Origin of the sequence: Aeromonas sp. QDB63, assembly GCF_027707425.1 — a bacterium.
Classification (GTDB): Bacteria; Pseudomonadota; Gammaproteobacteria; order Enterobacterales; family Aeromonadaceae; genus Aeromonas; species Aeromonas caviae.
This window is the reverse complement of record NZ_JAPCIS010000026.1, coordinates 23106-49460: the sequence shown is the minus strand read 5'-3', so window position 1 is coordinate 49460 and position 26355 is coordinate 23106. Positions and strand designations below refer to the sequence as shown.

Here is a 26355-nt window from a genome sequence, read left to right as displayed (position 1 = left end):
TCACGTGCTCGTTTTTCGTGTTTCTCTCTCCTCCCTGCGTTGTCGTTTGGCTTGATACATGGCGTCGTCTGCCCATTGCAGCAGGGCATCCGCCGTCTTCCCCTGCTCGGGATAGCGGGCAGAGCCGATGCTGATCCCCACCCCGAGATGGCGACCGTCACTCAATACCACGGGGGTGTTCATGGCCTGCTGCACTCGCCCTATCACCTCGCGCACCTCGTCCTCCCCATGGATCGGGGTCAGGAGGATGACGAACTCATCTCCCCCCAGCCGGCAGACCAGATACAGGGGCCTGAGCTGATGCTGCACCCGCCGCGCCACGGCGATCAGCACTTCGTCGCCGATGCTGTGGCCCAGGTTGTCATTGATCTGCTTGAAACGATCGCAATCCAGATAGAGCAGGGCAAAACCTTCATGCCCCTTGTTGCCTGCCAGGATGGCCTGCTCCATGCGAGCCTCGAACAGAGCGCGGTTGGGCAGACCGGTCAGGGGATCATGGGTTGCCTGATGCAGCAGGCTGGCGTTCTCCCGCTTCTGGTGGGCCTGCCAGGCTTCCAGCTCATCGAGCAGCGAATTGAAATCCTCGCCCAGCTCGTGCAGCTCGGCGATATTGGCCGCCGGCACCCGCTCCTTGAGGGCCCGCTGGCGGCTGACGTTGTAAGCCACCTCGGTCAGGGCCTTGAGGGGTGCCGTGATGGAGCGTTGCATCCGGCGCGCCACATGGAGTGCCCCGAGAATACTGATGAGCAGGCACACCAGGGTAGCCAGCAAGGTCTGCAATAGGAATCGCAACAGGTACTGGCCGTGACCGACCAGATGCACCCTGGCTATCTCCTTGTGCTCGCGCACCATGGGGAGCGCCACGGGCCCCGGCAGGATCAGGCGGGCCAGGTGCTGCTCCAGGGTGGTCCAGGGGGTAGTGATGTCCCGGCGCCAGCTCGCCAGCACCTGGCCGTCCGGCAGCACTATGCTGGCGCTGGCTATGTCTTCCCGGGAGGTGATGGTCTCCAGGGCATCCAGTGCCGCCTCCTTGTCATGGAAGACCACGGCCGCCTCAGTGGTGTAGCTGATGGCCCGCGCCACCAGCTTGAGGTTGTGATCCGCATAAAGGCGCAGCGCCAGCAGCGCCGTGACGGTCAGAAACAACCCGGCCATGCAGACGGCAGTCAGGGAGATCATCATGTGGGTGCGCCCCAGACTCTGTCGCAGGGTAAGCCGGGGAGTGGCGTGATGGACCGTCATCGCACCTCCTCATCGGCTCGCGCTAGCTTGAGCACGGCCGGGTGCACTCGCACACCGCTGCGGGCCAGCGCATCCAGATTGACCCGAAAACGCACCCTCTCCTCCCCGGCCTGCAGACAGAAGACCGCATCGGCGATGCATTCGCGGCTCTGCTCACTGATGCTGAGGATGGCGTGACCGCGCAGGCGCTCGAACAGGGAGAGGCGCTGTGCCGGTGCCAGCACCCCCAGATAGATGACATCGCAGCGCTGGATCAGCGCCTCATCGCCCATGTCGTAGCGATGCACCTCCACCGGTCGGCCATTGGCCTGCCGTTCGATGGTCAGAAGGGATGACGCATATTCCGTCGGCGCCGTGATGCAGAGCCGAAGTCTGGCGGGCTCGCTGGGCCAGCGGGTGTAACTGAGGATATCGAGCACGGTCTGGCGCACCATGTCACTGCGCGCCTCGGCGGAGGTCGCCGCCACGGTCAGGTTTGCCAGCATCAGCATGCAGCACAGTGGCGCCAGCCACATCAGTAACCGGAGGTAACAAAACATCTGCATGGTGCCCGCGAGAGTGTCAAGGTCGGCGCCGGGGTAACCCGACGCCCATGATGAGAGTGCCTGCATGGCACCGCACCGAGCTTACCAGCCGGGTGGCCAGCCCCCAGAGGCAAGTGGCACGGCTGCGTCACCGGGCGTCGCAGCCGTGCCAGCAAGGCGCTCAATGCCCCAGGCAGACACCGTCCATCGACACTACTTCTTGCCAATCCCATATTCGCGCAGCTTGTTGGCGATGGCGGTATGGGAGACACCGAGCCGCTTGGCCAGTTGGCGGGTGGAGGGGAACGCCGGGTAGAGCCGCTCCAGCAGGCGGCTCTCGAAACGCTTCACCGCCTCGTCGAGCCCCCCTTCGAACCACTCGTCGATGAGCGGCATGGCATCGGCCGCCACCGGCAAGTCCACGTGCTCGGGTCCAATCTCGTCCCCTTCCAGCAGGGTCATGGCCCGATAGAGGCAGTTGCGCAACTGGCGCACGTTGCCGGGCCAGCGGTAGGCGGTGAGGTACTCGGCCATGTTGCGGGTAAAGCGCGGACGCGGGCGCTGCAGTTCGCTGGCAAAGCGCGACACGAACTGCTGGGCCAGGGCCATGATGTCCGCCTTGCGCTCGCGCAGCGGCGGCAGATTGAGGCTAAGCACATTGAGGCGGTAGTAGAGATCTTCGCGAAACTTCCCTTCATGAACCAGATCCAGCAACTGCTTCTGGGTGGTGCAGATGAAGCGCACGTTGACCCTCACCTCCTGCTCGTCACCGACCCGGCGAAACACGCCATCTTGCAGCACCCGCAGGAACTTGGTCTGCAGATGGGGGGACATGTCGCCGATCTCGTCCAGCATCAGGGTGCCGCCGCTGGCCAGCTCCAGCACCCCGCGCTTGCCCTCGGTGTTGTTGCCAAAGGCGCCGGGGGCATAGCCGAACAGCTCGCTCTCGGCCACGTTGTCCGGCATGGCCGCGCAGTTGAGCGCCATGAAGGGGTGGCTGGAGCGCAGGCTGGCGCCGTGGCAGGCCCGGGCCAGCAACTCCTTGCCGGTGCCGGTCTCCCCCACGATGAGCAAGGGAGCGTCCTGCATCGCGAGCTTGGCTGCCTGGGCCAGCACCTCTTTCATCTTCTGGCTCTCGGCCTGGAGGTGCTCAAAGCCCCCCACTTCCACCGCGTGCAGGGCACTGAAGTGCATGCCGACCCGGCGGGCGGATTTGAGCACCACTACGGCGCCGGCCAGAGCCTGCTTGCCCTTCTCTTCGGCCACGAACAGCGGCATCAGATCGCCCAGGTACTCTTCGCCACCGAGGCTCAGCTTGCAGGTCTGGGGCTTGATCTCCCCCGACTCCAGCCAGCGGCCAAACGAGAAGCCCTTGACCAGGGAGGCGATCGCCACGCCGCGCACCTCGTCCGGTGGCAACGCCAGGGTGGTGAGGGCGGCCTGGTTGGCCTGGGTCACCCGCCCCTTGCTGTCGAGGGAGAAGACCAGGTCCGGCAGCGCCTTGAGCAGGGCCTCTATCTCGTGGTGTTCCCGCTCGGAGGGCATGTAGGGGATGGTCTTGACGTCATAGACGCCGGGAATGCGGCGAATTTCCGGCATCAGATGCTGAAAGTCACGGAACTCCAGCTCGGGGAAATTGAGATAGATGATGCCTGAGGTATCGATTTCGATGCCGCGCAGATCGATGTTGTGCTCCACCAGTCGGTCGAGCAATTCCCGGGTCAGGCCCAGACGGTCTTCACAGCTGACTTCAAGACGCATTCGGCACACACTTCCTAGCTAACATTCTGAATAACGGGATAATACAGACTCGATCCCGCCAGTGCGAGCGCTCCCCCATAAAAATGCGGGCCTGCCCCGCTTTCACCGGGCAAGCCCTGTCTGCGTTGGCGCCAGATGGCGGTTACTTCATCAGCCCGTCGGTGCGGGCTGCCATGATGAAGTCGTTGCGATGCAAGCCGCCTATCTTGTGGGTCCACCAGCTCACGGTCACCTTGCCCCATTCAAGCAAGATCGCCGGATGATGGAACTCCGCCTCCGCCAGTTCTCCGAGGCGGTTGGTGAACGCCAGCCCCTCCTTGAAGTTGCGAAACACAAATTCACGGCGCAGTTGCAGCTCGCCGTTGACCACCAGGGGCTGCCAGTCGGGGATGAGGTGCATCAGCTCCCCCAGCTCCTGATCGCTCACCCTGGGGGCATCGGCGCGGCACGCCTCGCATCGTTGACTCGCCAGTTCAGTCATTCGGGACTCCTTTCATGAAACATCGTGGGAATGAATTCGGGTTAGCTCGCCTGCTTGCCGGCAACGGGGGCAAAGCGGGGTGGACGCAAGCCAAGACGACGGGCCTCGGCCACGGCCGCCATGATCCCCTGCCCCTCCAGACCATAGAGGGTATCGAGACGAGGCAGCACGAAATAGGTCGGCTGCATGATGTCGATGCGATAGGGGGTACGCAGGATCTCCAGCAGATCGAAGGGTTGCAGCTCGGGCTTGCCCGAGAGGGCATAGGCGGTCTCGCCGATGGAGGAGAGAATGCCGCCGCCGTAGATACGCAGCCCCTCCTCCCCCTGCAGGAGACCGAACTCCACCGTGAACCAGTAGAGCCTCGCCAGATAGACCCGCTCCTCCTTGCTGGCATGGAGTCCGAGCCGACCATACAGGTGGGTGAAGTGGGCAAAGGCCGGGTTGGTCAGCATGGCGCAGTGGCCGAAGATCTCGTGGAAGATGTCGGGCTCTTGCAGGTAGTCGAGCTCGTCCCGGCGGCGAATGAAGGTGGCGACGGGAAAACGGCGATCAGCGAGCAGCGCGAAGAAGTGATCAAAGGAGATGAGGGCCGGCACCGCCGCCACCGACCAGCCGGTGGCGGGCATCAGGGCGGCGTTGATCTCGCCCAGCTGGGGGATACGGTTCAGAGGCAGGTCGAGGCGTGCCAACCCGGCCTGGTATTCGTCGCAGGCCTTGCCATCGAGCGCCGCAAGCTGGCGTGCAATCAGGATCCGCCAGGTGCCATGCTCCTCGTCCGTGTAGTGGATCCGGCCCTGCCCATCCGGTTGGCGGGCCGTGTAGAGACTTGCCATGAGTGCTCCCATCCTTCGGGTGCCAGCCGCCATCCGGGCGGTCACTGGCCGTTGAGTCATGGGATCACTGTAACGGTTTGCCCCTCAAAAAAGCAGCCGACCCCGGGGTCGGCTGCTTTTGACAATTGTAAATAATTTGTGACATCCATGTCGGGTGCCAGCCACCTCACGACTTGTTGAGATAACCCGCCAACTGGCCGATCAGCCGCTTGCGCAACTCCCCCAGTTTCGGCTTCTCGTCGGCACACCAGGGGAGCGGACGACAGGCTTCCATGGTACGCATCCCGAGGCGCGCGGTGAGCAACCCGGCCCCGACACCTTGGGCGGCGCGGGCGGAGAGCTTGGCGGTCAGCTCGGCCCCCAGCAGATCCATCCCTACCTCGGTCACCAGCTCGGTGGCCCCCGCATAGAGCATGTTGCGAAACACCTTACGAATGAGGCGGATGCGGCTCCAGTAGCCGAGCTCGATGGCGTAGACATCGGCGATGTCCTCGATCATCCGCAGGTTGCGCCAGAGCATCAGCATCATGTCGACCGTGGCGAGCGGGCTCAGGGCCACCAGCACGGCGGCCTCCCCCGACCATTTGGCGACGCGGGCCTGGGCCAACTTGTCCCGCTCGGTGAGCACCAGCTGGCTGTAGAGGGTCAGCACTTCCCGATCGCTGTGGCTCTCGTCAAGCTGGGATAACCAGGTGCGATACCCTTCCCGCCCCTTGTCACCGCTCTTCTCGGCCAGGGCCTCGCAGAAGGCCTGCCCCTGACCGACCCCCTGGTGGGCCAGCAGATCCTCGGCTCTTGAGCGCACATCCTGGCGCCGCTTCAAGGTGCGCAGCCGCAGCCATTCGCGCCCCGCTACCCCGGCGGTGCCTACCGCCACCAGGCCGGAGGCAAGCAGCCAGGCGCCGCCCCAGAAGGGGGAAGCGGCAAACTGATCCACCAGAAAAGCGCCAAACTGGCCAAGCGACAGCAGCCCCACCCCGCCCAGCCCCCAGGCCAGCAGACGATGGCGGCGCCGAGGCCTGACGTGAAGCGCGGGTTCCACCTCGGTGAGCTCGTCCAGCGCGTCCAGAGGCTCGAAGCTCTCCTCTTCCAGCCGCCGGGCCGGGGCCGGTGGCTGCGCTTCGTTTGCCACCGAGGGCGCGGGCTCCAGCGTCACCTTGCCTTGCAGGGGAGCGGCGTCATCGGTGCGCCATCTTGTCTGATCGTTCATCGCATTCTCTCCTGTGGGCGCCCCTCGAGCACAGCGGGCCACCCACCCGTTATTCGAGGTGATCCCCGAGCAGGAATTCCAGCGCCGCATCGAGCCGGATATGGGGGAGCGCCTGATGGGCGCTCATGGGCAACGGGCGAAAGGCCTGAAAATCAAACCCTTGAGTTTTCCACCACTGCGCAGGCGGGATCTGGGCAGGCACCTCCCCCGGGAAGAGCAGCAAGGGCTCGCCCGAGAGGGTAGTGCCACGAATGGCGGGAAATTCCCGTCCGTCTGCCACCCCCTTGCCCACCTCGGTGGCCTTGATGGCGGCCAGCGCCAGGCATTCGGTCTCTATCCCCTCGAAGCGGGCCTGACCCCGGCCACGGCTCACCAGGTGCTGCAGGAGCGACACCAGAGGCCCGTGCTGCTCCGGCGTGACGTGATCGGCCTTGCTCGCCACAAACAGCAGCTTGTCGATGCGCGGGGCGAACAGACGGCGCCACCAGTTGCTCTTGCCGTAGGCGAAGCTCTCCATGATGCGGGCGATGGCCTGCTGCATGTCACCAAAGCTCGCGGCACCGGCATTGAGGGGCGCCAGGCAGTCCACCAGCACGATCTGGCGATCAAAGCCTGCAAAGTGCTGCTCATAGAAGCCCTGTACCAGATGCTGCTTGTACTGCTCGAAGCGCTGCTTGAAGGTGGCGTAGAGGGTGCCGTCTTCGGGGGAGTGTGTGGGCATCTCCCATACCCAGGGCACGAATTGCAGCAGCGGCGCACCGGCATACTCGCCGGGCAACACGAAACGCCCGGGCTGGATGAGGTGAAGCCCGAGCGCCTGCTTGCAGGCGTGCAGATAATCGGTGTAGCGGGCGGCCAGTTCGCTGGCGGCCCGCTCCTCGAAGGCTTGATCCGCCTGCCAGTGCGGCGTCAACCAGCCTGCCGCCAGGGCTTGCAGCTCGGGGCGGCACAGTTGCTCCCGCACCTGCTCGCTCCACTGCTCGTAGTTCAGATCCAGCAGCGGCAAATCCAGCAGCCACTCCCCGGGATAATCCACCAGATCCACATAGAGGGTGGAGATCTCCCCCAGGTGCCGACGCAGCGGATGGCGGGTGCGATAACGGATCTCGAGGCGTACCTCGGCCACCCCCCGGGTCGGCGCGGGCCAGGCGGGCGGATCGCCAAACAGGGCATCGAGGCCCCGTTCGTAGGGAAAGGTGGGAATGTGGACGTTTTGCTGGGGCACCCGGCGAGCACCAAGGATGCGTCCCTGGCGCTGGGCGTCCCAGAGTGGCAGACGACCGTCGATGGCCGCGTGCTCCAGTTGATTGACCAGCGCCGTGATAAACGCGGTCTTGCCACTGCGAGAGAGGCCGGTGACCGCCAGCCTGATGTGGCGATCCCGGGCCCGGTTCACCGCGTCAACGGCCTTGTGCTGGAGCACCGACCAGGAGTGTTCGAGTTTGTTGCGTATCAAGGCGGGTCTTCTTCTCCTTGTGATCACATCAGAGAGACGGCCGCGAGGCAGTATCCTCGCGGCCCGGCACGATTAGAGCTTGCTGAACTCCCGTTGCAGGGTGAACTCCTTGGAGGTCACCAGCTTCTCGATGCGCTGCACCCTGGGCTCCAGTGCATCCAGCTCCTGGCCGATGCGGGCAAGGGCCTGATGAGGTGTGACGCCAGCCTGCCAGCTGCGCGCCTTCATCCGCACCTCGGCGAACTCGGCATCTTCCTGGGAGTAGAGGGTGACCGGCTTCTTGTCGAGCAGGAACCAGGCGGCAATATAGGCGGTGAAGGTGATGAAACCGGCGAAGATGAGACCACTGATGGCCAGCAGCCGCACGATCCAGGTCTCCACCCCGAAGTACTCTGCCAGACCGGCACAGACCCCGGCAATCTTGCCTCGCTGGGGATCCCGGTACAGGTTGCGCCCTTCACGACTGACACTGTTCATACCTTGTTCCTCCAACCGGGGACTTCCGCATCCAGAATCGACGCCAATACGGTTTCGGCCCGCTCCGGCTTTTTGCCACGGTCATGACATCTCTCATTGAAAACCGTCATACCTTGTTTCTCCAACCAGGAACCTCGGCATCCAGAATCGACTCCAGGGCGCCGACCCGTTCCTGCATCTTCTCGGCACGCACCAGCAAGCCCTGCAGCTGTTCACGCTCACCATCGGCAAGACCGGCGCCAATGCGTCCCTTGGCGCGGTAGTGCAGCACCAGCCAGATGGGGGCCACCACCACCATGAAGACCACCATGGGAACCATCAATACACCCAGCAGATCTTCCATCTGTTACTCTCCCTGTTTCGGTGCCGGATTGTGCTGGCCCAGCTTCTGGCGCATGGCTTCCAGCTCGCGGCTGATCTGGTCGTCCGCTTCCAGCTCGGCAAACTGCTGGGCGAGCGCCTTGTCGGACTGCCCCAGATCGGCGCGGGCTTCCATCTCGTCGATGCGGCGCTCCATGCGCTCGAACTTGCTCACCACGGCCTGACTGTCGCCACGAGCCACCTGGCTTTGCACGTTGAGGCGGCTGCTGGCGGCTTCGCTGCGAATGGCCATCGCCTTCTGGCGGGCACGGGCGTCTTCCAGCTTGGCTTCCAGCTGGCGGATCTCCTCCCCCAGCTTCTCGATGCCGCTGTCCACCGCCTGCTGTTCCCGAGACAGGGCGTCGGCAAGCTCCGCCTGTTTGCTCTTCTCGATGAGGGCGGCCCGGGCCAGATCTTCGCGCCCCTTGGTCAGGGCCAGCTCGGCCTTGCCCTGCCACTCGGCGACCCGCTCCTGATGGCGGCTCACCTGACGGCCGATCTCTTTTTGATTCGCGAGGAAGCGGGCCAGGTTGGAGCGCTCCTTCACCAGTTCATCTTCCATCTCCTGGATGATCAGACGCACCATCTTCTGGGGATCTTCCGCCTTGTCGAGCAGGGCCGTCAGATTGGAATTGATGATGTCGGCCAGGCGAGAAAAAATGCTCATGATTGTACTCCTGTGATAGGCATCGGGTTGTGTCTCCATTGACAATGGCAACTTGTGTGCCAATCTGGAACAATATTTAACTTGTTGATTTATATGGGCACTCAGAATGCAGTTCAAGTCCCTGGGAAACAAGTGATGATTAAAATAACCAACTTTTGGTAAGATTAACCAGATTTTTCAACTCACAGGGGCAGGGATGACCACGGCCACGGAAAGTCTGTTGGGTGAATCCAACGCATTTCTAGAAATCATCGAGCAGGCATCGCGCCTCGCGCCGCTGCGCAAGCCCGTACTCATCATCGGCGAGCGGGGGACCGGCAAGGAGCTCATCGCCCACCGCCTACATTATCTCTCGGATCGCTGGGATCAAAGCTTTGTCACCATCAACTGCGCCACCTTGAGCGAGAGCCTGCTAGAGACCGAGCTGTTCGGCCACGAGGCGGGCTCTTTCACTGGCGCCGCCAAGCGTCATCAGGGGCGCTTCGAGCGGGCCGACGGCGGCACCCTGTTCCTCGACGAACTGGCCACCACCAGCGCCCGGGTGCAGGAAAAACTGCTGCGGGTCATCGAGTACGGGGAGTTCGAGCGGGTGGGCGGCGCCAAGCCCCTCAAGGTGGATGTGCGGCTGGTGTGCGCCACCAACGAGGATCTGCCAGCACTGGCACAGAAAGGACGGTTTCGTCACGACCTGCTGGACCGGCTCGCCTTCGACGTCATCACCCTGCCCCCCCTGCGGGAGCGGCGCGAGGACATCCTGATGCTGGCGGAGCACTTCGCCCACGGCATGACCCGGGAGCTGGGGTATCCGCTCTTTGCCGGCTTCTCGCGCAAGGCGACCCAGCTGCTGCAAGATTACCCCTGGCCGGGCAACGTGCGGGAGCTCAAGAACGTGGTGGAGCGCAGCCTCTATCGCCAGGGCAACCCCCAGCTGCCGCTGGCGGAGCTGGTGCTCAATCCCTTTGACTCCCCCTGGCGCCCCCGTGCCCGAGGTGACGCCGCCCCTTCCACCGACGCGCCGACCTCGGCAGAGACGGCCCCGACCCTGCCGCTGGATCTCAAAGGGGCGGTGGCGGAGTACGAGATTAATTTACTCAAGCAAGCGATGCAGCAATCCCAGTATAATCAGCGCAAAGCAGCCCAGTTGCTGGCCCTGAGCTATCACCAGTTCCGGGGGATGCTGCGCAAATATCAATTGCTGGACGGGGATGACAACAGTGGCAACCAGGAGGCGGGCTGATGCCTGGCACCGGGTCTGTGCGCGCGGATAACGCGGCGCACGTCACCCCCGACGGGAGCGCCTGCCCGGCCGCCCCCCGCAACGCGCCCGCCCCCTGGCGGGCAACTTTGTCTGAAAACATGGTTCCAACATGAGAATGCTCACCCCCCTGCTGCTTGGTCTCCTGGTCCTGGTCAGCGGCTGTCAGAAACGCGATGAAGCCTCCAAAACCGGGCTCATCTATTGTGCCGAAGGGGCACCCCGAACCTTCAACCCGCAGCTTGCCAATTCGGATGCGACCCTGGATGCCAGTGCCCGTCCCATCTACGATCGCCTGCTCGAGGTCAATGCCAACACCCTCGGCATCGAAGGGGGGCTCGCCACCCGCTGGCAAAGCAGCGAGGACGGCCTCTCCTATACCCTAACCCTGCGCAAGGGAGTGACCTTCCACCGTACCCCCTGGTTCAGCCCGACCCGTCACTTCAATGCCGACGACGTCCTGTTCACCTGGCAGCGTCTGCTGGACGAACACCACCCCTTCCACGCCGTCTCCGGCGGCGAGTACCCCTATTTTTACAGCCTGGGGCTCGGCAACCTCATCAAGCGGGTCTACAAGAAGGGGCCCTATGAGGTGGTGTTCGAGCTGAACCGCCCCGATGCCTCCTTCCTCGCCACCCTGGCCAGCGACTACGCCATCGTGCTCTCCGCCGAGTACGGGGAGCAGATGCTAAAGGCCGGCACCCCGGCGCTGCTGGACAGCCGCCCCATCGGCACCGGCCCCTTCAGCTTCAAGGAGTATCGCCACAACGAGTTCGTGCGCTACCTGCGTCACCCCGGCTACTGGGGCGGCGAGGCCAGAATGGAGCAGCTCATCTACGACATCACGCCCAAATCCTCCAAGCGCCTTGCCAAGCTGCTGACCGGCGAGTGCGACGTGATGAGCACTCCCTCTGCCAGCCAGCTGTCGGTGATCGACAAAGACTCCCACCTGGATCTGTCGGTGCAGTCGGGGATGAACGTCGCCTTCCTCGCCCTCAATACCCGCAAGGCCCCGTTCAACAAGGTGCAGGTGCGCCAGGCCCTCGCCAGCGCCATCAATGTGCAGAATCTGCTGCAGGCGGTCTATTTCGAGACCGGCCAGAGCGCTGCCAGCCTGCTGCCGCCCCTCTCCTGGGGTTACAACCCCTCCCTGCCCCAGCGCAAGCCGGATCTCAAGCTCGCTCGCCAGTTGCTCAAGGACGCGGGCTACCCCAACGGCTTCGAGATGCAGGTGCTGGTGCAACCCGGCGCCCGTCCCTACAACCCGGACGGCCTCAAGACGGCGCAACTGATGCGCAGCGATTTCGCCAAGATAGGGGTGAGCCTCAAGATAGTGCAGCAGGCCTGGCCGGTCATCGAGACCCGGCTCGCCCATGGACAATATGACAGCCTGCTCTCGGGCTGGATCGCCGACAACGCGGATCCGGACAACTTCTTCCGCCAGTTGCTGAGCTGCGCCGCCGTCGAGCGGGGCAACAACTACAGCCGCTGGTGCAGCCCCGCCTTCGATCAACTGCTGGACGATGCGGTGACCACCCCGCAGCTCGCCTTCCGCCTGCGCAACTATTACTATGCCCAGTCCCTGCTCAACGAGCAGTTGCCGCTCATTCCCCTGGCCCATGCCCTGAGAACCCAGGTGAGTCGCAGCGACATTCAGGGGCTGACCCTGATGCCCTTTGGTGGCACCACCTTCAACCAGGCCCATCGGGAGTGACCATGACAGATAACCACTCCATCGTCGGGCCATCGGCGCACCGTCCCCAGGAGGCATAACCATGTTTTTCTATATCCTGCGCCGCATCACCCTGCTGGTGATCACCCTCCTGGTGCTGACTCTGGGGGCCTACCTCCTGGAGTTTCGCCTCATCACCCAGGTGCTGGATTTCTGGCACGGCTATCCTGACTTCCTCCAGCGCATCGCCGCCGGGGATTTCGGGCTCTCCAGCGTCTCCGGCCAACCGGTCCTCGACGAGATCCGTCACTACTTCCCGGCGACCCTGACCCTCTGCCTCGCCGCCTTCGCCATCTCGCTGCTGGTGGGCATCCCTCTGGGCACCCTCGCGGCCCTCTATCAGGGGCGCAGCCCGGACCTCTCCATCATGGCCGCCGGCCTCGTCGGCTATGCCATCCCGGTCTTCTGGCTGGGGCTGCTGATGGTGATGTTCTTCTCCCTGGATCTTGGCTGGCTCCCCTCCTCCGGCCAGATCAGCCTGCTCTACGACGTGCCCTCCATCACCGGGATCGCCATCGTCGATGTGTTGATGAGCCAGGAGCCCTGGCGGGAGGCGGCCCTGCACGATGCCCTGCGCCATCTGGTACTGCCTTCCCTGGTGCTGGCCGTGGTGCCCACCACCGAGGTGATCCGCCACGTGCGCAGCTCCCTCATCGACGTGATGAAACAGAACTACATCAAGGCTGCCGCCAGCCGCGGACTTTCCCGCCGCCAGATCGTCTGGCGTCACGGGCTCAAGAACGCCCTGCCCCCGGTGTTGCCGCTGCTGGGGCTGCAACTTGGCAGTGTGCTCACCTCCGCCATGATCACCGAGGTGGTGTTCGACTGGCCCGGCATCGGCCGCTGGCTGGTGAGCAGTATCGCGCTGCAGGACTATGCCGCCATCCGCGGCGCCTTCCTGGTGGTGGCGAGCTTCGTCATCTTCATCAGCGTCAGCACCGATCTGCTGACCACCATCATGTATCCGGCACGGCGTAAAGAACTCTATGCAAGACAAGATTGATTGCGGTCTGTGGATGAGCCACGGCGGCCCATGGGCCACCGGCGCACAGGCGTGCCCATCCCCTTGCGACCAGCACGGGAGCCTGCATCATGCACGATAAATCGAACATCTATCCGGAGCTCAAGATCCTCTCCCCCCTGGAGCAGACCTGGGCTTCCTACCGGCGCAACCCGCTGGCCATGGCGGGGCTCTGGTGCTTCGGTCTGCTGCTGCTGGTGACCCTCATCGGTCCCCTGGTGATCCCCTACGGCATCGACGATCAGCACAGCAACCACCTGCTGCTCGCCCCCTCCTGGGCCAACAGCGGCAACATCGATTACTTCCTGGGGACCGACGATCTGGGGCGCGACATCCTCTCCCGTCTGGTGGCCGGGGCCAGGCTCACCTTCGGCAACGCCCTGCTGGTGGTGCTCATCGCGCTGGTCATCGGCTCGGCCATCGGCATCCTCGGCGGCATGAGCAAGGGGGTGAAGTCGAGCGTGCTCCATCACCTGCTCGATACCCTGCTCTCCATCCCGTCCCTGCTGCTGGCCATCATCGTCGTGGCCATCCTGGGGCCGGGTCTGTTCAACACCCTGATCGCCATCACGCTCGCGTTGATACCGCCTTTCATCCGGGCCACCTACAACGCGGTCCACGCCGAGATGCAGAAGGAGTACATCATCGCCAGCCGCCTCGACGGCTCTCCGCCCCAGCGGATCATGCGTCTGGCCATCTTGCCGAACATCGTCGAGACCCTGGTGACCCAGACCACCCGCACCCTCTCCGCCGCCATCCTGGACATCTCGGCGGTAGGCTTCCTCGGTCTCGGGGCCCAGTCTCCCCAGCCGGAGTGGGGGGCCATGCTGGCCGATTCGAGCGATCTTATCTATCTGGCCCCCTGGACGGTGACCCTGCCCGGGATGGCCATCCTGTTCAGCGTGCTGGTGACCAACCTGGTGGGCGAAGGCATTCGCGAAGCACTCAAAGAGGGGAACGACTGATGTTGCCAGCCTTGTTATCTATCCCCGCCCCCGGACGCCCTGAGCGACCCGGCTGCGCCCTGAACGGGGGACGTTGCTGATGCCCCTGCTCGACATACGCAACCTCACCATCGAAATCGACACCCCCCAGGGCAAGGTCAAGGCGGTGGACAGAGTCAGCCTAACCCTGAACGAGGGGGAGATCCGCGGGCTGGTGGGGGAATCCGGCTCGGGCAAGAGCCTGGTGGCCAAGGTGATCGTCGGCATCCAGAAGGACAACTGGACGGTGCGCGCCGACCGGATGCGCTTCAACGACATGGACCTGCTGACCATGGCGCCCAAGGAGCGGCGCCGCATCATGGGGCGGGAGATAGCGATGATCTTCCAGGACCCTATCAGCTGCCTCGACCCCTCCGAGGAGATAGGCACCCAGCTCGAAGAGGCCATCCCCACCAGCGCCTTCACCGGCAAGTTCTGGCAGCGTTTCCAGTGGCGCAAGAAGCGGGCCATCGCCCTGCTGCACCGGGTTGGGGTCAAGGATCACCGCAAGGTAATGCGGGCCTATCCCCACGAACTGTCGGACGGCATGTGCCAGAAGGTGATGATCGCAATGGCCATCGCCAACCAGCCGCGCCTGCTGGTGGCGGACGAGCCCACCAGCGCCATGGAGTCCACCACCCACTCCCAGATCCTGCGGTTGCTGGACAAGATGAACAAGCTGGGCAATACCACCATCCTCATCATCAGCAACGACATCGCCGCCATCGCGAACCTGACCGACACCCTCAACATCATGTATTGCGGCCAGATGGTGGAAGTGGGGACCCGGGACCAGATCCTGGAATCCCCTCACCACCCCTATACGGATGCCCTGCTCAAGTCCATCCCCGACTTTGACAAGCTGGTGCGCCACAAGTCCCGGCTCGAGACCCTGCCCGGGGTGATACCGCCGCTGCAACATCTGCCCATCGGCTGCCGCCTCGGCCCACGCTGCCCCTACGCCCAGAAGCAGTGCGTGCAGACGCCGCTGATGAGCAAGGTCAAGGGGCATCAGTTCAGTTGCCACTTCCCGCTCAACATGGAAGAACCGAAGAAATGAACCGGCACCAGACCCTGATCCGGGGCACCTGCCCGCCCCGTCAGCCCCTCTATCCGGCGAGCACACCCAAGGAGACCACGTCGTGACCGAACCTTCCCTGTTGCAGGTCAGGGGCCTGTGCAAGACCTACCAGAACCGCACCGGCCTGTTCAGGCGCCGCGCGGTGGAGGCGATAAAGCCCCTCTCGTTCGATCTCGAGGTGGGCCAGACCCTGGCCATCGTCGGGGAGGCGGGCTCGGGCAAGAGCACCCTTGCCCGCATTCTGGCCGGCATGATTGAACCAAGCGGCGGGGAGATCACCATCGAGGGGCAACCCATGGTCCACGGCGATTACCAGACACGCTGCAAGCTGCTGCGGATGATCTTCCAGGACCCCAACACCTCCCTTAACCGGAAAATCCGGGTCGGCCAGATCCTGGAGACCCCCCTTCGCCTCAACACGGCCCTGAGCGAGGAGGAGCGCCGGGAGAAGGTGATCCAGACCCTGCGCATGGTGGGCATGCTGCCCGACCACGCCCTCTTCTATCCGCAGATGCTCTCCGCCGGCCAGCAGCAGCGAGTGGGGCTGGCACGGGCGCTCATCCTCAATCCCAAGATAGTGGTGGCTGACGAGGCACTCTCGACCCTGGATATTTCGGTACGCTCCCAGATCATCAACCTGCTGCTGGAGATGCAGGAGACCATGGGGCTGAGCTATGTGCTGGTGGCCAACGATCTGGGGATCGTCAGCCACATCAGCGACGAGGTGCTGGTGATGCACGAAGGCCGTGTGGTGGAGCGCGGCAAGACCTTGCGGGTCTTCGCCGATCCCCAGCACGACGTCACCCGCCGCCTCATTCAGAACTACAACAACGAATACCGCCGCTGATCCCGCGGCGCGTTTCCCCTTGCGCCAGACATAAAAAAACCCGGCCTGATGTCTCATCAGTCGCCGGGGGATTGCGCTCAAAAAGTGATTGCGTCGCTCGTAGTAGGAACAGGGGAATGGTAGGCAGCCCCCGTCACCTCAACAACTGTCAGATCTGACAGGCAGTCCGCTATGGAACCGGAATTGCGGATCCGGCGAACAGATGAGCTCGGCCTCCAGGCGACCGAAGAAGGCCACCCGCTCGCTGATGTCTTCGTCTGCGAACGTCTGTGCCAGGGCCAGGTAGTCCTGATAGTGACGCGCCTCCGAGCGCAGCAGGGAGACATAGAAGCGGCCAAGCTCCTCGTCCAGATGAGGGGCCAGCCTGGCAAAACGCTCGCAGGATCGCGCTTCGATATAGGCACCGATGATCATCTTGTCCACCACGGCCGCCGGCTCGTAGGTGCGCACATGGGTCAGCAGGCTGCGGGCATAGCGGGAGGCGGTGACGGGACCATAGGGGATGCCCCGTGCGGCCATGATCTCCAGCACCTGCTCGAAGTGGTGCAGCTCCTCCTGGATGAGGCGCACCATGGGGAACAGCAGGGGATTGCGCTCCAGCTCGGCAAACACGCTCCTGTCTGATTCGCCCATGGTGCGCTTGCCGAGGATCTCCGCCTTCTCCGGCAAGGCATCGAGCTCCCGGTAGAAGGTCAGCTTGGGCAACAGGTGACGCTTCTCCTTGGGCAGGCAGTAGCGGCGCACCAGGCTGTGGGCGGTGAGTGCCGCCTTGTTCTCGCAGTTGGCGTGATCGATAAGCAGGGTCTGCAACTGGGCGGGATCCCGCGCCATTTCCACCCACTCATCCGGGGTCTCGCAATGCAGGAACTGGCGAACGGGGGCTAACAGGTCATCCATCTGAACTCTCATCTGTTGATACGACACGCGGCGCCTGGCGCCGGGGGGCCTATGCTAACGGATCCCGCCCGGCCTGCCCACCGCCATCATGGCTCAGCCCGTCAGACGCCTGAGGGAGTCGCGGCGGATCAGGGTGCCGCTGAAGGCGGGCAGTGCGTCCCGGCTCCCCTCCTCCACCATGGTGATCAGGCGGTTGATGGTCTCCTGGATCATCCCGTTCACCGGCATCTTGACGCTCGACAGCGCGGGAATGACGTAAGGGGCCAGGGGGATGTCGTCAAACCCCACCACCGAAACCTCGTCAGGCACCATCACACCGGCTTCGTGCAGCCGTTTGATGGCCCCGATCGCCATGTCATCGTTGCTGGCCACCAGGGCGCTGAAGCGAGCGCCTCGCGCCAGCAAGGTCGAGACGGCGGCCGCGCCACAGGCGGGGGTCCATTTGCCGGGGGCGATCAAGGTCTCCTGCACGGGGATGCCGTGCCGGATCAGCGCCTGCCGGTAACCGGCCAGGCGCTCGGCGCCGGTGGGGGAATCCGCAGAGCCTGCAATGAAGGCGATCTCCCTGTGCCCCATGGCCACCAGCTTGTCCATCACCGCCTCCGCCGCCGCCTGCTGATCCGCATAGACGCAGTGGGCCGGATGGCGGCTCAGACGCCGGTTGAGCACCATGATGGGCTGCTCATGCTGCTCGATGATCTCGTCCATCTCCTCCACCCCAAGAAAGCGCGGATAGATGATGACGCCATCGCAACGGGAATCGAGCAGATACTGGATGGCCTGGCGCTCCTCGTCGGCGCTGTGCTTGCCGTCCGCTAGTATGAGCTGGCGCCCGCGATCCTCGGTCATCCGCGCCACCTGGGAGAGCAGCTCGCCGAAGTAGACGCCGTGGTAGAGGGTGTTGGTGACCACCAGTCCCAGGGTCCGGGTGTGCCTGGTCGCCAGCTGCCTCGCCACCAGGTTGGGGCGATAGCCGCACTCCTCGATGGCCTGCTGCACCCGGTCCCGGGTCTCCTGGCTGGTGTAACCATTGCCCGACAACACCCGGGAGACCGTCGCCTTCGACACCCCTGCCCGCCTTGCCACCTCCAGCATCGTCGTCATTGTGTTCTCCCTTGCTCGTCACGGGGCGCAGTGTACTGCACCGCCCCCGGCTTGTCGTCGCACGAATGGCGTGCTGGCCCGGGTTCAGTGATCCCATTCACGGATCCGGACGCTCGCTGCACAAGGTGCTTGTCTCCCGCGCTCAGGCCGCGCACTCTATGTGGAACCGGTTCCACATTCAGTTTCATGCGCGTTCCCGCCCTTCGCGGCGGCGGGGGCGAGCAGGCCCACTTGGTGAAAAGGATCTACCTCGATGTCAAAAAACTATGCGGCTCTGGCCGGTACCGTCATCACCGCACTCGGCGGCGCCGACAACGTCGTCGCCGTGACCCACTGCATGACGCGGCTGCGCTTTGTGCTCGGCGATCCCGCCCGGGTCAATGGCCCTGCCCTCAAGGCCATCACGGGCGTGCTCGGGGTGGTGCAGGCGGACAACCAGTGTCAGGTGATCATCGGCAACACCGTCTCCCACGCCTATCGCGAGGTGCTGGCCCTGCTGCCCCAGGGCGGCGGGCAGACTCCGCTTCCGGAGGCTTCCGCTGGCTGGAGCCTGCGCCGCATGGGCGCTGCCATCCTCGACGCCCTGATCGGCACCATGTCCCCCCTCATCCCGGCCATCATCGGCGGCTCCATGCTCAAGCTGCTGGCCATGGTGCTGGAGATGACCGGCGTGCTGGAGAAAGGCTCCTCGACCCTCACCATCCTCACGGTGGCCGGGGATGGGGCCTTCTTCTTCCTGCCCCTGATGGTGGCCGCCTCCGCCGCCGTCAAGTTCAAGACCAACATGTCCCTGGCCATCGCCATCGCAGGCGTGCTGGTGCACCCCAGCTTCATCGAGCTGATGGCCAGAGCCGCCGAAGGGGAGCAGGTGACTTTCGCCCTGGTCCCGGTGACCGCGGTCAAATACACCTACACCGTCATTCCGGCGCTGGTGATGACCTGGTGCCTCTCCTACATCGAGGGCTGGGTCGACCGCATCACCACGGCGGTCACCAAGAACTTCCTCAAACCCATGCTGATCGTGCTGATCGCGGCGCCGCTGGCCATCCTCTTCATCGGCCCCGTCGGCATCTGGATTGGCACCGCCATCTCCGGCCTGGTCTACACGGTCCACGACTACCTGGGCTGGCTGTCGGTGGCCATCATGGGGGCGCTCTGGCCCCTGCTGGTGATGACCGGCATGCACCGCGTCTTCACCCCGACCATCATCCAGACCATCGCCGAGACCGGCAAGGAAGGCATGGTGATGCCCTCCGAAATTGGCGCCAATCTCTCTCTTGGCGGCTCGTCCCTGGCGGTGGCCTGGCGCACCCGAAACCCGGAACTGCGCCAGACGGCGCTCGCGGCGGCCGCCTCCGCCATCATGGCGGGGATCTCCGAACCCGCGCTCTACGGTGTGGCCCTGCGCCTCAAGCGTCCGCTCATCGCGAGCCTCATCAGCGGCTTTGTCTGCGGTGCCGTCGCCGGCATGGCGGGGCTCGCCAGCCACTCCATGGCCGCCCCCGGGCTCTTTACCAGCGTGCAGTTCTTCGATCCGGCCAACCCCATGACCATCGCCTGGGTGTTCGGCGTGATGGCCCTCTCGGTGGTGCTCTCCTTCGTGCTGACCCTGGTGATGGGGTTCGAGGACATCCCGGTCGAGAGCCCGGCCTCCCGCGCCGAGCCCGTGCAACCCGTCGCCACCAGCCAGGCGCAGGCCGGGCTGTGACACCCCATTCAGACATGACAAGAGGTAACAGATGTCGTTAACAAGATTTCCCGAGGGCTTTCTCTGGGGCGGTGCCCTGGCCGCCAATCAGGCGGAGGGCGGCTATCTCGAGGGGGGCAAGGGGCTGACCACGGTAGACATGATCCCCCATGGCCCGCGCCGCATGGCGGTCAAACTCGGCCAGGAGAAGCGCATCACCCTGCAAGATGACGAGTTCTACCCAAGCCACGGAGCCATCGATTTCTATCACCGCTATCGGGAGGACATCGCCCTGATGGCCGAGATGGGCTTCACCGTGTTTCGCACCTCCATCGCCTGGGCCCGTCTCTACCCCAGGGGTGACGAGCGCGAGCCCAATGCCGAGGGCATCGCCTTCTACCGGGCGGTGTTCGAGGAGTGCAGAAAGTACAACATCGAGCCCCTGGTGACCCTGTGCCACTTCGATGTGCCCATGCACCTGGTGACCGAGTACGGCTCCTGGCGCAACCGCCAGATGGTGGAGTTTTTCACCCGCTACGCCCGCACCTGCTTCGAGCAGTTCGACGGCCTGGTGAAGTACTGGCTCACCTTCAACGAGATCAACATCCTGCTGCACAGCCCCTTCTCCGGGGCGGGGCTGGTGTTCGAGCAAGGGGAGCACCAGGATCAGGTGAAGTATCAGGCCGCCCACCACGAGCTGGTGGCCAGCGCCCTGGCGACCCGGATCGCCCACGAGGTGAACCCGGCCAACCAGGTGGGCTGCATGCTGGCGGGGGGCAACTTCTACCCCTACTCCTGCAAGCCCGCAGACGTCTGGACCGCCCTCCAGAAAGATCGGGAGAACCTCCTCTTCATCGACGTGCAAGCCAGGGGCGCCTATCCGGCCTATGCGCAGAGGGTATTTCGTGACAAGGGGATCACCCTGGTGAAGGGGCCGGAAGATGACGAGATCCTCAGGCACACCGTGGATTTCGTCTCCTTCAGCTACTACGCCTCCCGCTGCGCCGCCGCCGACATGAATGCGGGCAATACCAGCGAGGCCAACGTGGTCAAGTCCCTGCGCAATCCCCACATCGAGGTGAGCGAGTGGGGCTGGGGTATCGATCCCCTGGGCCTTCGCATCACCCTCAACACCTTGCACGATCGCTACCAGAAGCCGCTCTTCCTGGTGGAAAACGGCCTGGGAGCGGTGGACGAAGTGAACGAGCTAGGGGAGATAGAGGACGACTACCGCATCGACTACCTGCGCGCCCACATCGAGGCCATGGGGGACGCCATCAAGGACGGCGTGCCTCTGATGGGGTACACCAGCTGGGGCTGCATCGATCTCGTCTCCGCCTCCACCGGCGAGATGAGCAAGCGCTATGGCTTCGTCCACGTGGACCGGGACGACGCCGGCCATGGCACCCTGACCCGCCGGCGCAAGAAGTCGTTCTGGTGGTACAAGAAGGTGATCGCGAGCAACGGGGAGGATCTGGCCTGAGGACCCTTGTGTGGGTTGTCCAGGCGCTGCGCCGAGTGCACGAATACAAGATGGGGGCCTAGGCCCCCATCTTTTTTCATCACGCTGGCAATCTGAAAACGTTTAACTGCCTTCGTTGAAGATCTCGAGGTTGCTGGTCCCTTCCTGCCACTCGCGCACCGCCTTGTTGTCGTCGCTGCGCAGGGCATTGAGGTGGTCCAGATAACCCTGATCCACGTCGGAGGTGACGTAGTGGCCGTTGAAGACCGAGGTCTCGAAGTGGCGCAGCTCGGGGTTGATCTCCCGCACCGCCTCTTCCAGATCTTCCAGATCCTGGAAGATGAGGCCGTCGGCACCGATAAGCTTGCACACCTCTTCCACTTCACGGCCATGGGCAATGAGCTCGTTGGCGGTGGGCATGTCGATGCCGTAGACGTTGGGGAAGCGAATTTCCGGTGCGGCCGAGGCGAAGTAGACCTTGGCGGCCCCCGCTTCACGGGCCATCTGGATGATCTGCTCGGAGGTGGTGCCCCGCACGATGGAGTCGTCCACCAGCAACACCTTCTTGCCCTTGAATTCGGAGCTGATGGCGTTGAGCTTGCGGCGCACCGACTTCTTGCGCTGGGTCTGGCCCGGCATGATGAAGGTACGGCCGATGTAGCGGTTCTTCACGAAGCCCTGACGGTACGGCAGGCCCAGGGTGTGGGCGATTTCCAGCGCCACGTCGCAGGAGGTCTCGGGGATGGGGATGACCACGTCCACGTCGAGATCGTCCCACTCCCGTGCGATCTTCTGGCCCAGCTTGCGACCCATGTTGAGGCGGGCGGCATAGACGGAGACCTTGTCGATGAAGGAGTCGGGACGGGCGAAGTAGACGTATTCGAAGATGCAGGGGTTCATCTGCGGGTTCTCCGCACACTGCTCGGAGAAGAGCTGGCCCTGCTCGGTGATGTAGATGGCCTCGCCCGGGGCGACGTCACGCACCGTCTCGAAGCCGATGGCGTCGAGGGCCACGCTCTCGGAGGCGAGCATGTACTCCACCTGCCCCTGCTCGTCGACCCGGCGACCCAGGATCAGCGGGCGAATACCGTTCGGATCGCGAAAACCGATGAGGCCGTGGCCGATCACCAGAGAGACCACGGCATAGGCGCCGCGGATCTGCTGGTGCACCTTGCGCACCGCCGAGAAGATATCTTCCGGGCGCAGCGCCATCTTGTCGCACAAGTCCAGCTCGTGGGCCAGCACGTTCAACAGCACTTCGGAGTCCGAGGTGGTGTTGATGTGGCGGCGGGCCACCTTGAACTGCTGCTCCTTGAGCTCCTTGGCGTTGGTGAGGTTGCCGTTGTGGGCCAGCACCATGCCGTAGGGGGAGTTCACGTAAAACGGCTGCGCCTCTGCCGCACTGGAGCTGCCTGCGGTGGGATAACGGACGTGTCCGATGCCGATATTCCCTTTCAGGCGCTGCATGTGGCGCACTTCAAACACATCCTTCACCAGACCGTTGGCCTTGCGTTGCCGGAAGTTTCCACTGTCAATGGTCACGATCCCGGCGGCATCCTGTCCCCTGTGCTGCAACACCGTCAAGGCGTCGTAGAGGGCCTGATTGACGGGGGTGGTGCCAACTATACCGACAATACCGCACATGTCTTTGCTACCTCGAAGTCACTGTACCTGTTGAAGAAAACTGGACGAGTTCATCATGAACCCGAAAAACCACTGGATCACCGGCTTGAACTCCGGCACCAGCCTGGACGCCACCCACCAGTCGCTCTGGGAGAGGCTGGTGAAGGTATCCATGAAAAACAGCAGGGCGCTGACGATCAGCACCCCTCGAATGGCGCCAAAACAGACCCCGAGCACCCTGTCGGTGCCAGAAAGCCCGGTCTTTTCCACCAGCAGGCCCACCACGTAGTTCACCACGCTCCCCAGGATCAGGGTCGCCACGAACAGGGCGGCGATGGCCAGACCGTTGCGAACCATGGCATCGGAAAAAGAGGTGAAATAGACGGCGAGATCGGGATAGAAATGGCTGGCAATGAAAAAGGCGACGAACCAGGTGACCAGAGACATGGCCTCCTTGAGAAAGCCGCGCACCAGGCTGATGAGGGCGGAGAAACCGACGATGCCGATGATGGCGTAATCAATCCAGACCATAGAAAAAGATGTCCTGCGAAATTGCGGCGCAGTCTAACAAAAACGATTGCGCAATGCTTGATAAAATTGTGTTACAGGCCCGAAGGGAGCTATCCCTTCCCCTTGCGGCGGGTTTCCCGGGCCCAGAATGCACAACGCCATGGCATGCCATGGCGTTGTCGTCTGCAACGAGCGCTTACCCGATGTGGGTCAGGCCGCCCATGTAGGATTGCAGCGCAGCCGGGATGGCGATGCGGCCATCTGCCTGCTGGTAGTTCTCGAGCACGGCCACCAGGGTACGACCCACCGCCAGACCGGAACCATTCAGGGTGTGAATGAGCTGCGGCTTGCCGTCGATACGCACGCGAGCCTGCATACGGCGCGCCTGGAAGTCGGTGCAGTTGGAGACAGAGGAGATCTCGCGATAGGTGTTCTGGGCCGGCAGCCACACTTCCAGATCGTAGGTCTTGGCGGCGCAGAAGCCCATGTCACCGGTGGAAAGCGCCATCACGCGATACGGCAGCTCCAGCAGTTGCAGCACCTTCTCGGCGTGACCCACCATCTCTTCCAGGGCATCCCAGGATTTTTCCGGGTGCACCAGTTGCACCATCTCGACCTTGTCGAACTGGTGCATACGGATGAGGCCACGGGTATCACGACCGTAGGAGCCCGCTTCGGAGCGGAAGCAGGGGCTGTGGGCGGTCATCTTGATGGGCAGCTCCTGCTCGTCGAAGATCTCGTCACGGGCCATGTTGGTGAGCGGCACTTCGGAGGTCGGGATGAGGGAGAACTTGCGCACCTTGCCTTCGTCTTCCCCTTCCCCTTCGATGCCGGTATTGAAGAGATCCTGGGAGAACTTGGGCAGTTGGCCGGTGCCGTACAGGCTGTCCGGGTTGACCAGATAGGGCACGTAGCACTCGGTGTAGCCGTGCTGCAGGGTGTGCAGGTCCAGCATGAACTGGGCCAGGGCGCGGTGCAGACGGGCAATCTGGCCCTTCATCACCACGAAACGGGCACCGGAAAGCTTGACGCCGTTCTTGAAGTCGACCCCCTTGGCCGCCTCACCCAGATCGATGTGGTCGCGTACCGGGAAATCGAACTCACGCGGTGTACCCCAGCGGCGGACCTCCACGTTGTCGTTCTCGTCACGGCCCACCGGGGTGGTCTCGCTCGGCAGGTTGGGGATGGCGTCGGCGATCCCCTTGAGCTGGGCCAGCAGGGCCTCCAGCTCGACCTTGCTGGTCTCGAGCTCGTCGTTGATCTTGGTCACCTCGGCCTTGAGGGGGGCAACATCTTCACCACGACGGGCAGCCTCACCGATGGACTTGGAGCGGGCGTTGCGCTCGGCCTGCAGCTCCTGGGTGCGGGACTGCAGATCCTTGCGTTTCTCTTCCAGAACATTGACCGCCGCTACGTCCAGAACGTAGCCACGTGTCGCCAGACGAGCGGCAGCTTCGGTGATGTCGCTGCGCAGATATTTGGGATCCAGCATGGTTTACCTACTTTTTTAATGGGATCTGGGCCCGGGTCATCGTGACCGGGTTGGGAAACAGATCCGGAAGTTAACATCGGTTGGCGCACCCCTTTGCCTTCGGAATCGGGCCTTCGAAATCAAGAAGATGGTGCAAGGCCAAGACAACCGGGGTCAGACGGGCAGTGTAGCAGACCGCCCCCCCGCCCGAACAGGGACTATTGCGCCCGTTTTTGCCGGGAACCCCCTCCCCTGATGCCCTGGCCGTGCCCTTTTCCGGGCAAGGAACCTGAAGGTCTTTCCTATCGCTTGCGCGGGCTCTGCTTGTCCAGCTCATGCAGATAGTCGAGCTTCTGGGCTATCTGCTTCTCAAGCCCCCGCTCGGTGGGCTGATAGTACTGCTTGCCGGCAAGCTCCGGGGGGAAGTACTGCTCGCCGGCGGCATAGGCCCCCGGCTCGTCGTGGGCGTAGCGATACTCGGCGCCGTAGCCCAGCTCGCTCATGAGCTTGGTAGGGGCATTGCGAAGGTGCGGCGGCACCTCGAAGTCCGGCAGGTTCTTGGCGTCGTGAAGCGCCGCCTTCCAGGCGGTGTAGACCGCATTGCTCTTGGGGGCGCAGGCGAGGTAGACGATGGCCTGGGCGATGGCCCGCTCCCCTTCCGCCGGACCGATGCGATGGAAGCAGTCCCAGGCCGAGAGCGCCACCTGCATGGCACGGGGATCGGCGTTGCCCACATCTTCCGAGGCAATGGCCAGCAAGCGGCGGGCGATGTAGAGGGGATCGCAGCCGGCGCTCACCATGCGGGCATACCAGTAGAGGGCCGCATCCGGCGCCGAGCCGCGAATGGACTTGTGCACCGCCGAGATGAGGTCGTAGAAGTGATCGCCGCCCTTGTCGAAACGGGCCACGTGCTCCCCCACCACGGCGGCGAGCAGGGTACTGTCGATCACCCGCGCCCCTGAGCTGTCGGCCTCGGCCATGTCGGCAAGGAGCTCCAGATAGTTCAGAGACTTGCGCCCGTCCCCGTCCACGGCTTTCGCCAGCGCCTCCTTGGCCCCGGGGGCAAAGCGCAGGCTAGGGTCATTGAGGCCGCGCGGGTCCTGCATCGCCTGATCGATCATGGCGAGGATGTCCTGCTCCTCCAGCCTCTTGAGCAGATAGACCCGGGCCCGGGAGAGCAGCGCATTGTTGAGCTCGAACGAGGGGTTCTCGGTGGTGGCGCCGATGAAGGTGATGGTGCCGTCTTCGATGTGGGGCAGGAAGACATCCTGCTGGCTCTTGTTGAAGCGGTGGACTTCATCCACGAACAGGATGGTGCGCACCCCGCGCCAGCCGTTCTCCTTCGCCTTGTCGAGGGCGGCGCGGATCTCCTTGATGCCGGAGGTGACCGCCGAGAGCCGCTCCACCTCCGCCTGGCAGTAGTGGGCAACCAGTTCTGCCAGCGTGGTCTTGCCGGTGCCGGGGGGGCCCCAGAGGATCATGGAGTGGCAGTGCCCCGCCAGGATCGCTTTTCGCAGGGGCTTGTCCGGCCCCAGGATATGCTGCTGGCCGATGTACTGCTCGAGGGTTTGCGGCCTCATCCGGGCCGCCAGCGGACGAAAGTCCGAGGAGAAATCCAGGGATAAATTGCTCATCTGCATTGACCTTGCATCTGACCGGTCGTCCATG

The 26355-nt window shown here is 63.8% G+C and carries 24 protein-coding genes; 8 read left to right on the top strand and 16 right to left on the bottom strand.

Annotation, left to right across the window (positions count from 1 at the left end):
• The 10 genes from PG879_RS15270 to pspA all read right to left on the bottom strand — a co-directional run bounded on the left by PG879_RS15270 (position 1) and on the right by pspA (position 9014).
• Positions 1-1242 (bottom strand): diguanylate cyclase domain-containing protein, encoded by a 1242-nt coding sequence (locus tag PG879_RS15270; protein ID WP_210555832.1) that lies wholly within the window; start codon positions 1240-1242, stop codon positions 1-3.
• On the bottom strand, positions 1239-1787 hold the full coding sequence (locus PG879_RS15265; RefSeq protein WP_029314443.1) for a YfiR family protein: 549 nt from the start codon (positions 1785-1787) through the stop codon (positions 1239-1241). The genes PG879_RS15270 and PG879_RS15265 overlap by 4 nt, the downstream gene beginning before the upstream one ends.
• Positions 1788-1979: 192 nt before the next feature.
• Positions 1980-3527 carry a transcriptional regulator TyrR gene (gene tyrR / locus PG879_RS15260; RefSeq protein ID WP_010674540.1) on the bottom strand — a complete coding sequence of 516 codons (1548 nt, stop codon included), beginning with the start codon at positions 3525-3527 and terminating at the stop codon, positions 1980-1982.
• 142 nt (positions 3528-3669) lie between these two features.
• A complete protein-coding gene (locus tag PG879_RS15255) occupies positions 3670-4008 on the bottom strand; it encodes a 4a-hydroxytetrahydrobiopterin dehydratase (RefSeq protein WP_010674539.1) in 339 nt (112 codons plus the stop codon).
• Positions 4009-4049: 41 nt separating this feature from the next.
• Positions 4050-4844, bottom strand: coding sequence for a phenylalanine 4-monooxygenase (gene phhA / locus PG879_RS15250; protein WP_010674538.1), 795 nt, complete (start codon positions 4842-4844; stop codon positions 4050-4052).
• A 166-nt stretch (positions 4845-5010) separates the two neighbouring features.
• The gene (locus tag PG879_RS15245) at positions 5011-6054 is read right to left on the bottom strand and encodes a YcjF family protein (RefSeq protein WP_010674537.1); all 1044 of its coding nucleotides are present in this window, start codon (positions 6052-6054) and stop codon (positions 5011-5013) included.
• Between the two features lie 49 nt (positions 6055-6103).
• Positions 6104-7510: a YcjX family protein gene (locus PG879_RS15240; RefSeq protein WP_010674536.1), complete on the bottom strand. Its 1407-nt coding sequence runs from the start codon at positions 7508-7510 to the stop codon at positions 6104-6106.
• Between the two features lie 72 nt (positions 7511-7582).
• Positions 7583-7987 carry an envelope stress response membrane protein PspC gene (pspC, locus tag PG879_RS15235; RefSeq protein WP_010674535.1) on the bottom strand — a complete coding sequence of 135 codons (405 nt, stop codon included), beginning with the start codon at positions 7985-7987 and terminating at the stop codon, positions 7583-7585.
• Between the two features lie 106 nt (positions 7988-8093).
• Positions 8094-8330, bottom strand: a complete 237-nt coding sequence (gene pspB, locus PG879_RS15230) for an envelope stress response membrane protein PspB (protein ID WP_005300084.1) — start codon at positions 8328-8330, stop codon at positions 8094-8096.
• A gap of 3 nt (positions 8331-8333) precedes the next feature.
• Positions 8334-9014, bottom strand: coding sequence for a phage shock protein PspA (gene pspA / locus PG879_RS15225; RefSeq protein ID WP_010674534.1), 681 nt, complete (start codon positions 9012-9014; stop codon positions 8334-8336).
• A 196-nt stretch (positions 9015-9210) separates the two neighbouring features.
• Here pspA and pspF point away from each other — a divergent pair, with 196 nt between their 5' ends.
• The 6 genes from pspF (at position 9211) to PG879_RS15195 (ending at position 15933) form a co-directional block, all read left to right on the top strand.
• A complete protein-coding gene (pspF, locus tag PG879_RS15220; protein WP_010674533.1) occupies positions 9211-10251 on the top strand; it encodes a phage shock protein operon transcriptional activator in 1041 nt (346 codons plus the stop codon).
• Between the two features lie 136 nt (positions 10252-10387).
• Entirely contained in the window at positions 10388-11983 is a 1596-nt protein-coding gene (gene sapA, locus PG879_RS15215; RefSeq protein ID WP_010674532.1) for an ABC transporter substrate-binding protein SapA, read from the top strand.
• A gap of 61 nt (positions 11984-12044) precedes the next feature.
• Positions 12045-13004: an ABC transporter permease gene (locus PG879_RS15210; protein ID WP_010674531.1), complete on the top strand. Its 960-nt coding sequence runs from the start codon at positions 12045-12047 to the stop codon at positions 13002-13004.
• Positions 13005-13093: 89 nt separating this feature from the next.
• Positions 13094-13987, top strand: a complete 894-nt coding sequence (locus PG879_RS15205) for an ABC transporter permease subunit (RefSeq protein ID WP_010674530.1) — start codon at positions 13094-13096, stop codon at positions 13985-13987.
• A 79-nt stretch (positions 13988-14066) separates the two neighbouring features.
• Positions 14067-15065, top strand: coding sequence for a peptide ABC transporter ATP-binding protein (locus PG879_RS15200; protein ID WP_010674529.1), 999 nt, complete (start codon positions 14067-14069; stop codon positions 15063-15065).
• A gap of 82 nt (positions 15066-15147) precedes the next feature.
• Entirely contained in the window at positions 15148-15933 is a 786-nt protein-coding gene (locus PG879_RS15195; protein WP_010674528.1) for a peptide ABC transporter ATP-binding protein, read from the top strand.
• 138 nt (positions 15934-16071) lie between these two features.
• Here the strand turns inward: PG879_RS15195 and miaE are convergent, their stop codons facing one another.
• Both miaE and PG879_RS15185 read right to left on the bottom strand, forming a co-directional pair.
• Positions 16072-16830 carry a tRNA isopentenyl-2-thiomethyl-A-37 hydroxylase MiaE gene (gene miaE / locus PG879_RS15190; protein ID WP_010674527.1) on the bottom strand — a complete coding sequence of 253 codons (759 nt, stop codon included), beginning with the start codon at positions 16828-16830 and terminating at the stop codon, positions 16072-16074.
• A 93-nt stretch (positions 16831-16923) separates the two neighbouring features.
• Positions 16924-17934 (bottom strand): LacI family DNA-binding transcriptional regulator, encoded by a 1011-nt coding sequence (locus PG879_RS15185; RefSeq protein WP_029314441.1) that lies wholly within the window; start codon positions 17932-17934, stop codon positions 16924-16926.
• 253 nt (positions 17935-18187) lie between these two features.
• Between PG879_RS15185 and ascF the strand changes: the two genes are divergently transcribed.
• Both ascF and PG879_RS15175 read left to right on the top strand, forming a co-directional pair.
• Entirely contained in the window at positions 18188-19642 is a 1455-nt protein-coding gene (ascF, locus tag PG879_RS15180; RefSeq protein WP_010674525.1) for a PTS cellobiose/arbutin/salicin transporter subunit IIBC, read from the top strand.
• A gap of 31 nt (positions 19643-19673) precedes the next feature.
• Positions 19674-21104 (top strand): 6-phospho-beta-glucosidase, encoded by a 1431-nt coding sequence (locus PG879_RS15175; RefSeq protein ID WP_041211367.1) that lies wholly within the window; start codon positions 19674-19676, stop codon positions 21102-21104.
• 102 nt (positions 21105-21206) lie between these two features.
• On the opposite strand, the gene purF is transcribed toward PG879_RS15175, so the two are convergent.
• From purF to PG879_RS15155, 4 genes are all read right to left on the bottom strand, one after another.
• Positions 21207-22727, bottom strand: a complete 1521-nt coding sequence (purF, locus tag PG879_RS15170) for an amidophosphoribosyltransferase (protein WP_010674523.1) — start codon at positions 22725-22727, stop codon at positions 21207-21209.
• A gap of 18 nt (positions 22728-22745) precedes the next feature.
• Positions 22746-23237 carry a CvpA family protein gene (locus PG879_RS15165; RefSeq protein WP_010674522.1) on the bottom strand — a complete coding sequence of 164 codons (492 nt, stop codon included), beginning with the start codon at positions 23235-23237 and terminating at the stop codon, positions 22746-22748.
• A gap of 175 nt (positions 23238-23412) precedes the next feature.
• On the bottom strand, positions 23413-24708 hold the full coding sequence (serS, locus tag PG879_RS15160; protein ID WP_039039009.1) for a serine--tRNA ligase: 1296 nt from the start codon (positions 24706-24708) through the stop codon (positions 23413-23415).
• A gap of 281 nt (positions 24709-24989) precedes the next feature.
• Complete coding sequence (locus PG879_RS15155) at positions 24990-26327, bottom strand: replication-associated recombination protein A (RefSeq protein ID WP_041211365.1); 1338 nt, start codon at positions 26325-26327, stop codon at positions 24990-24992.
• Between the last annotated feature and the right edge of the window lie 28 nt (positions 26328-26355).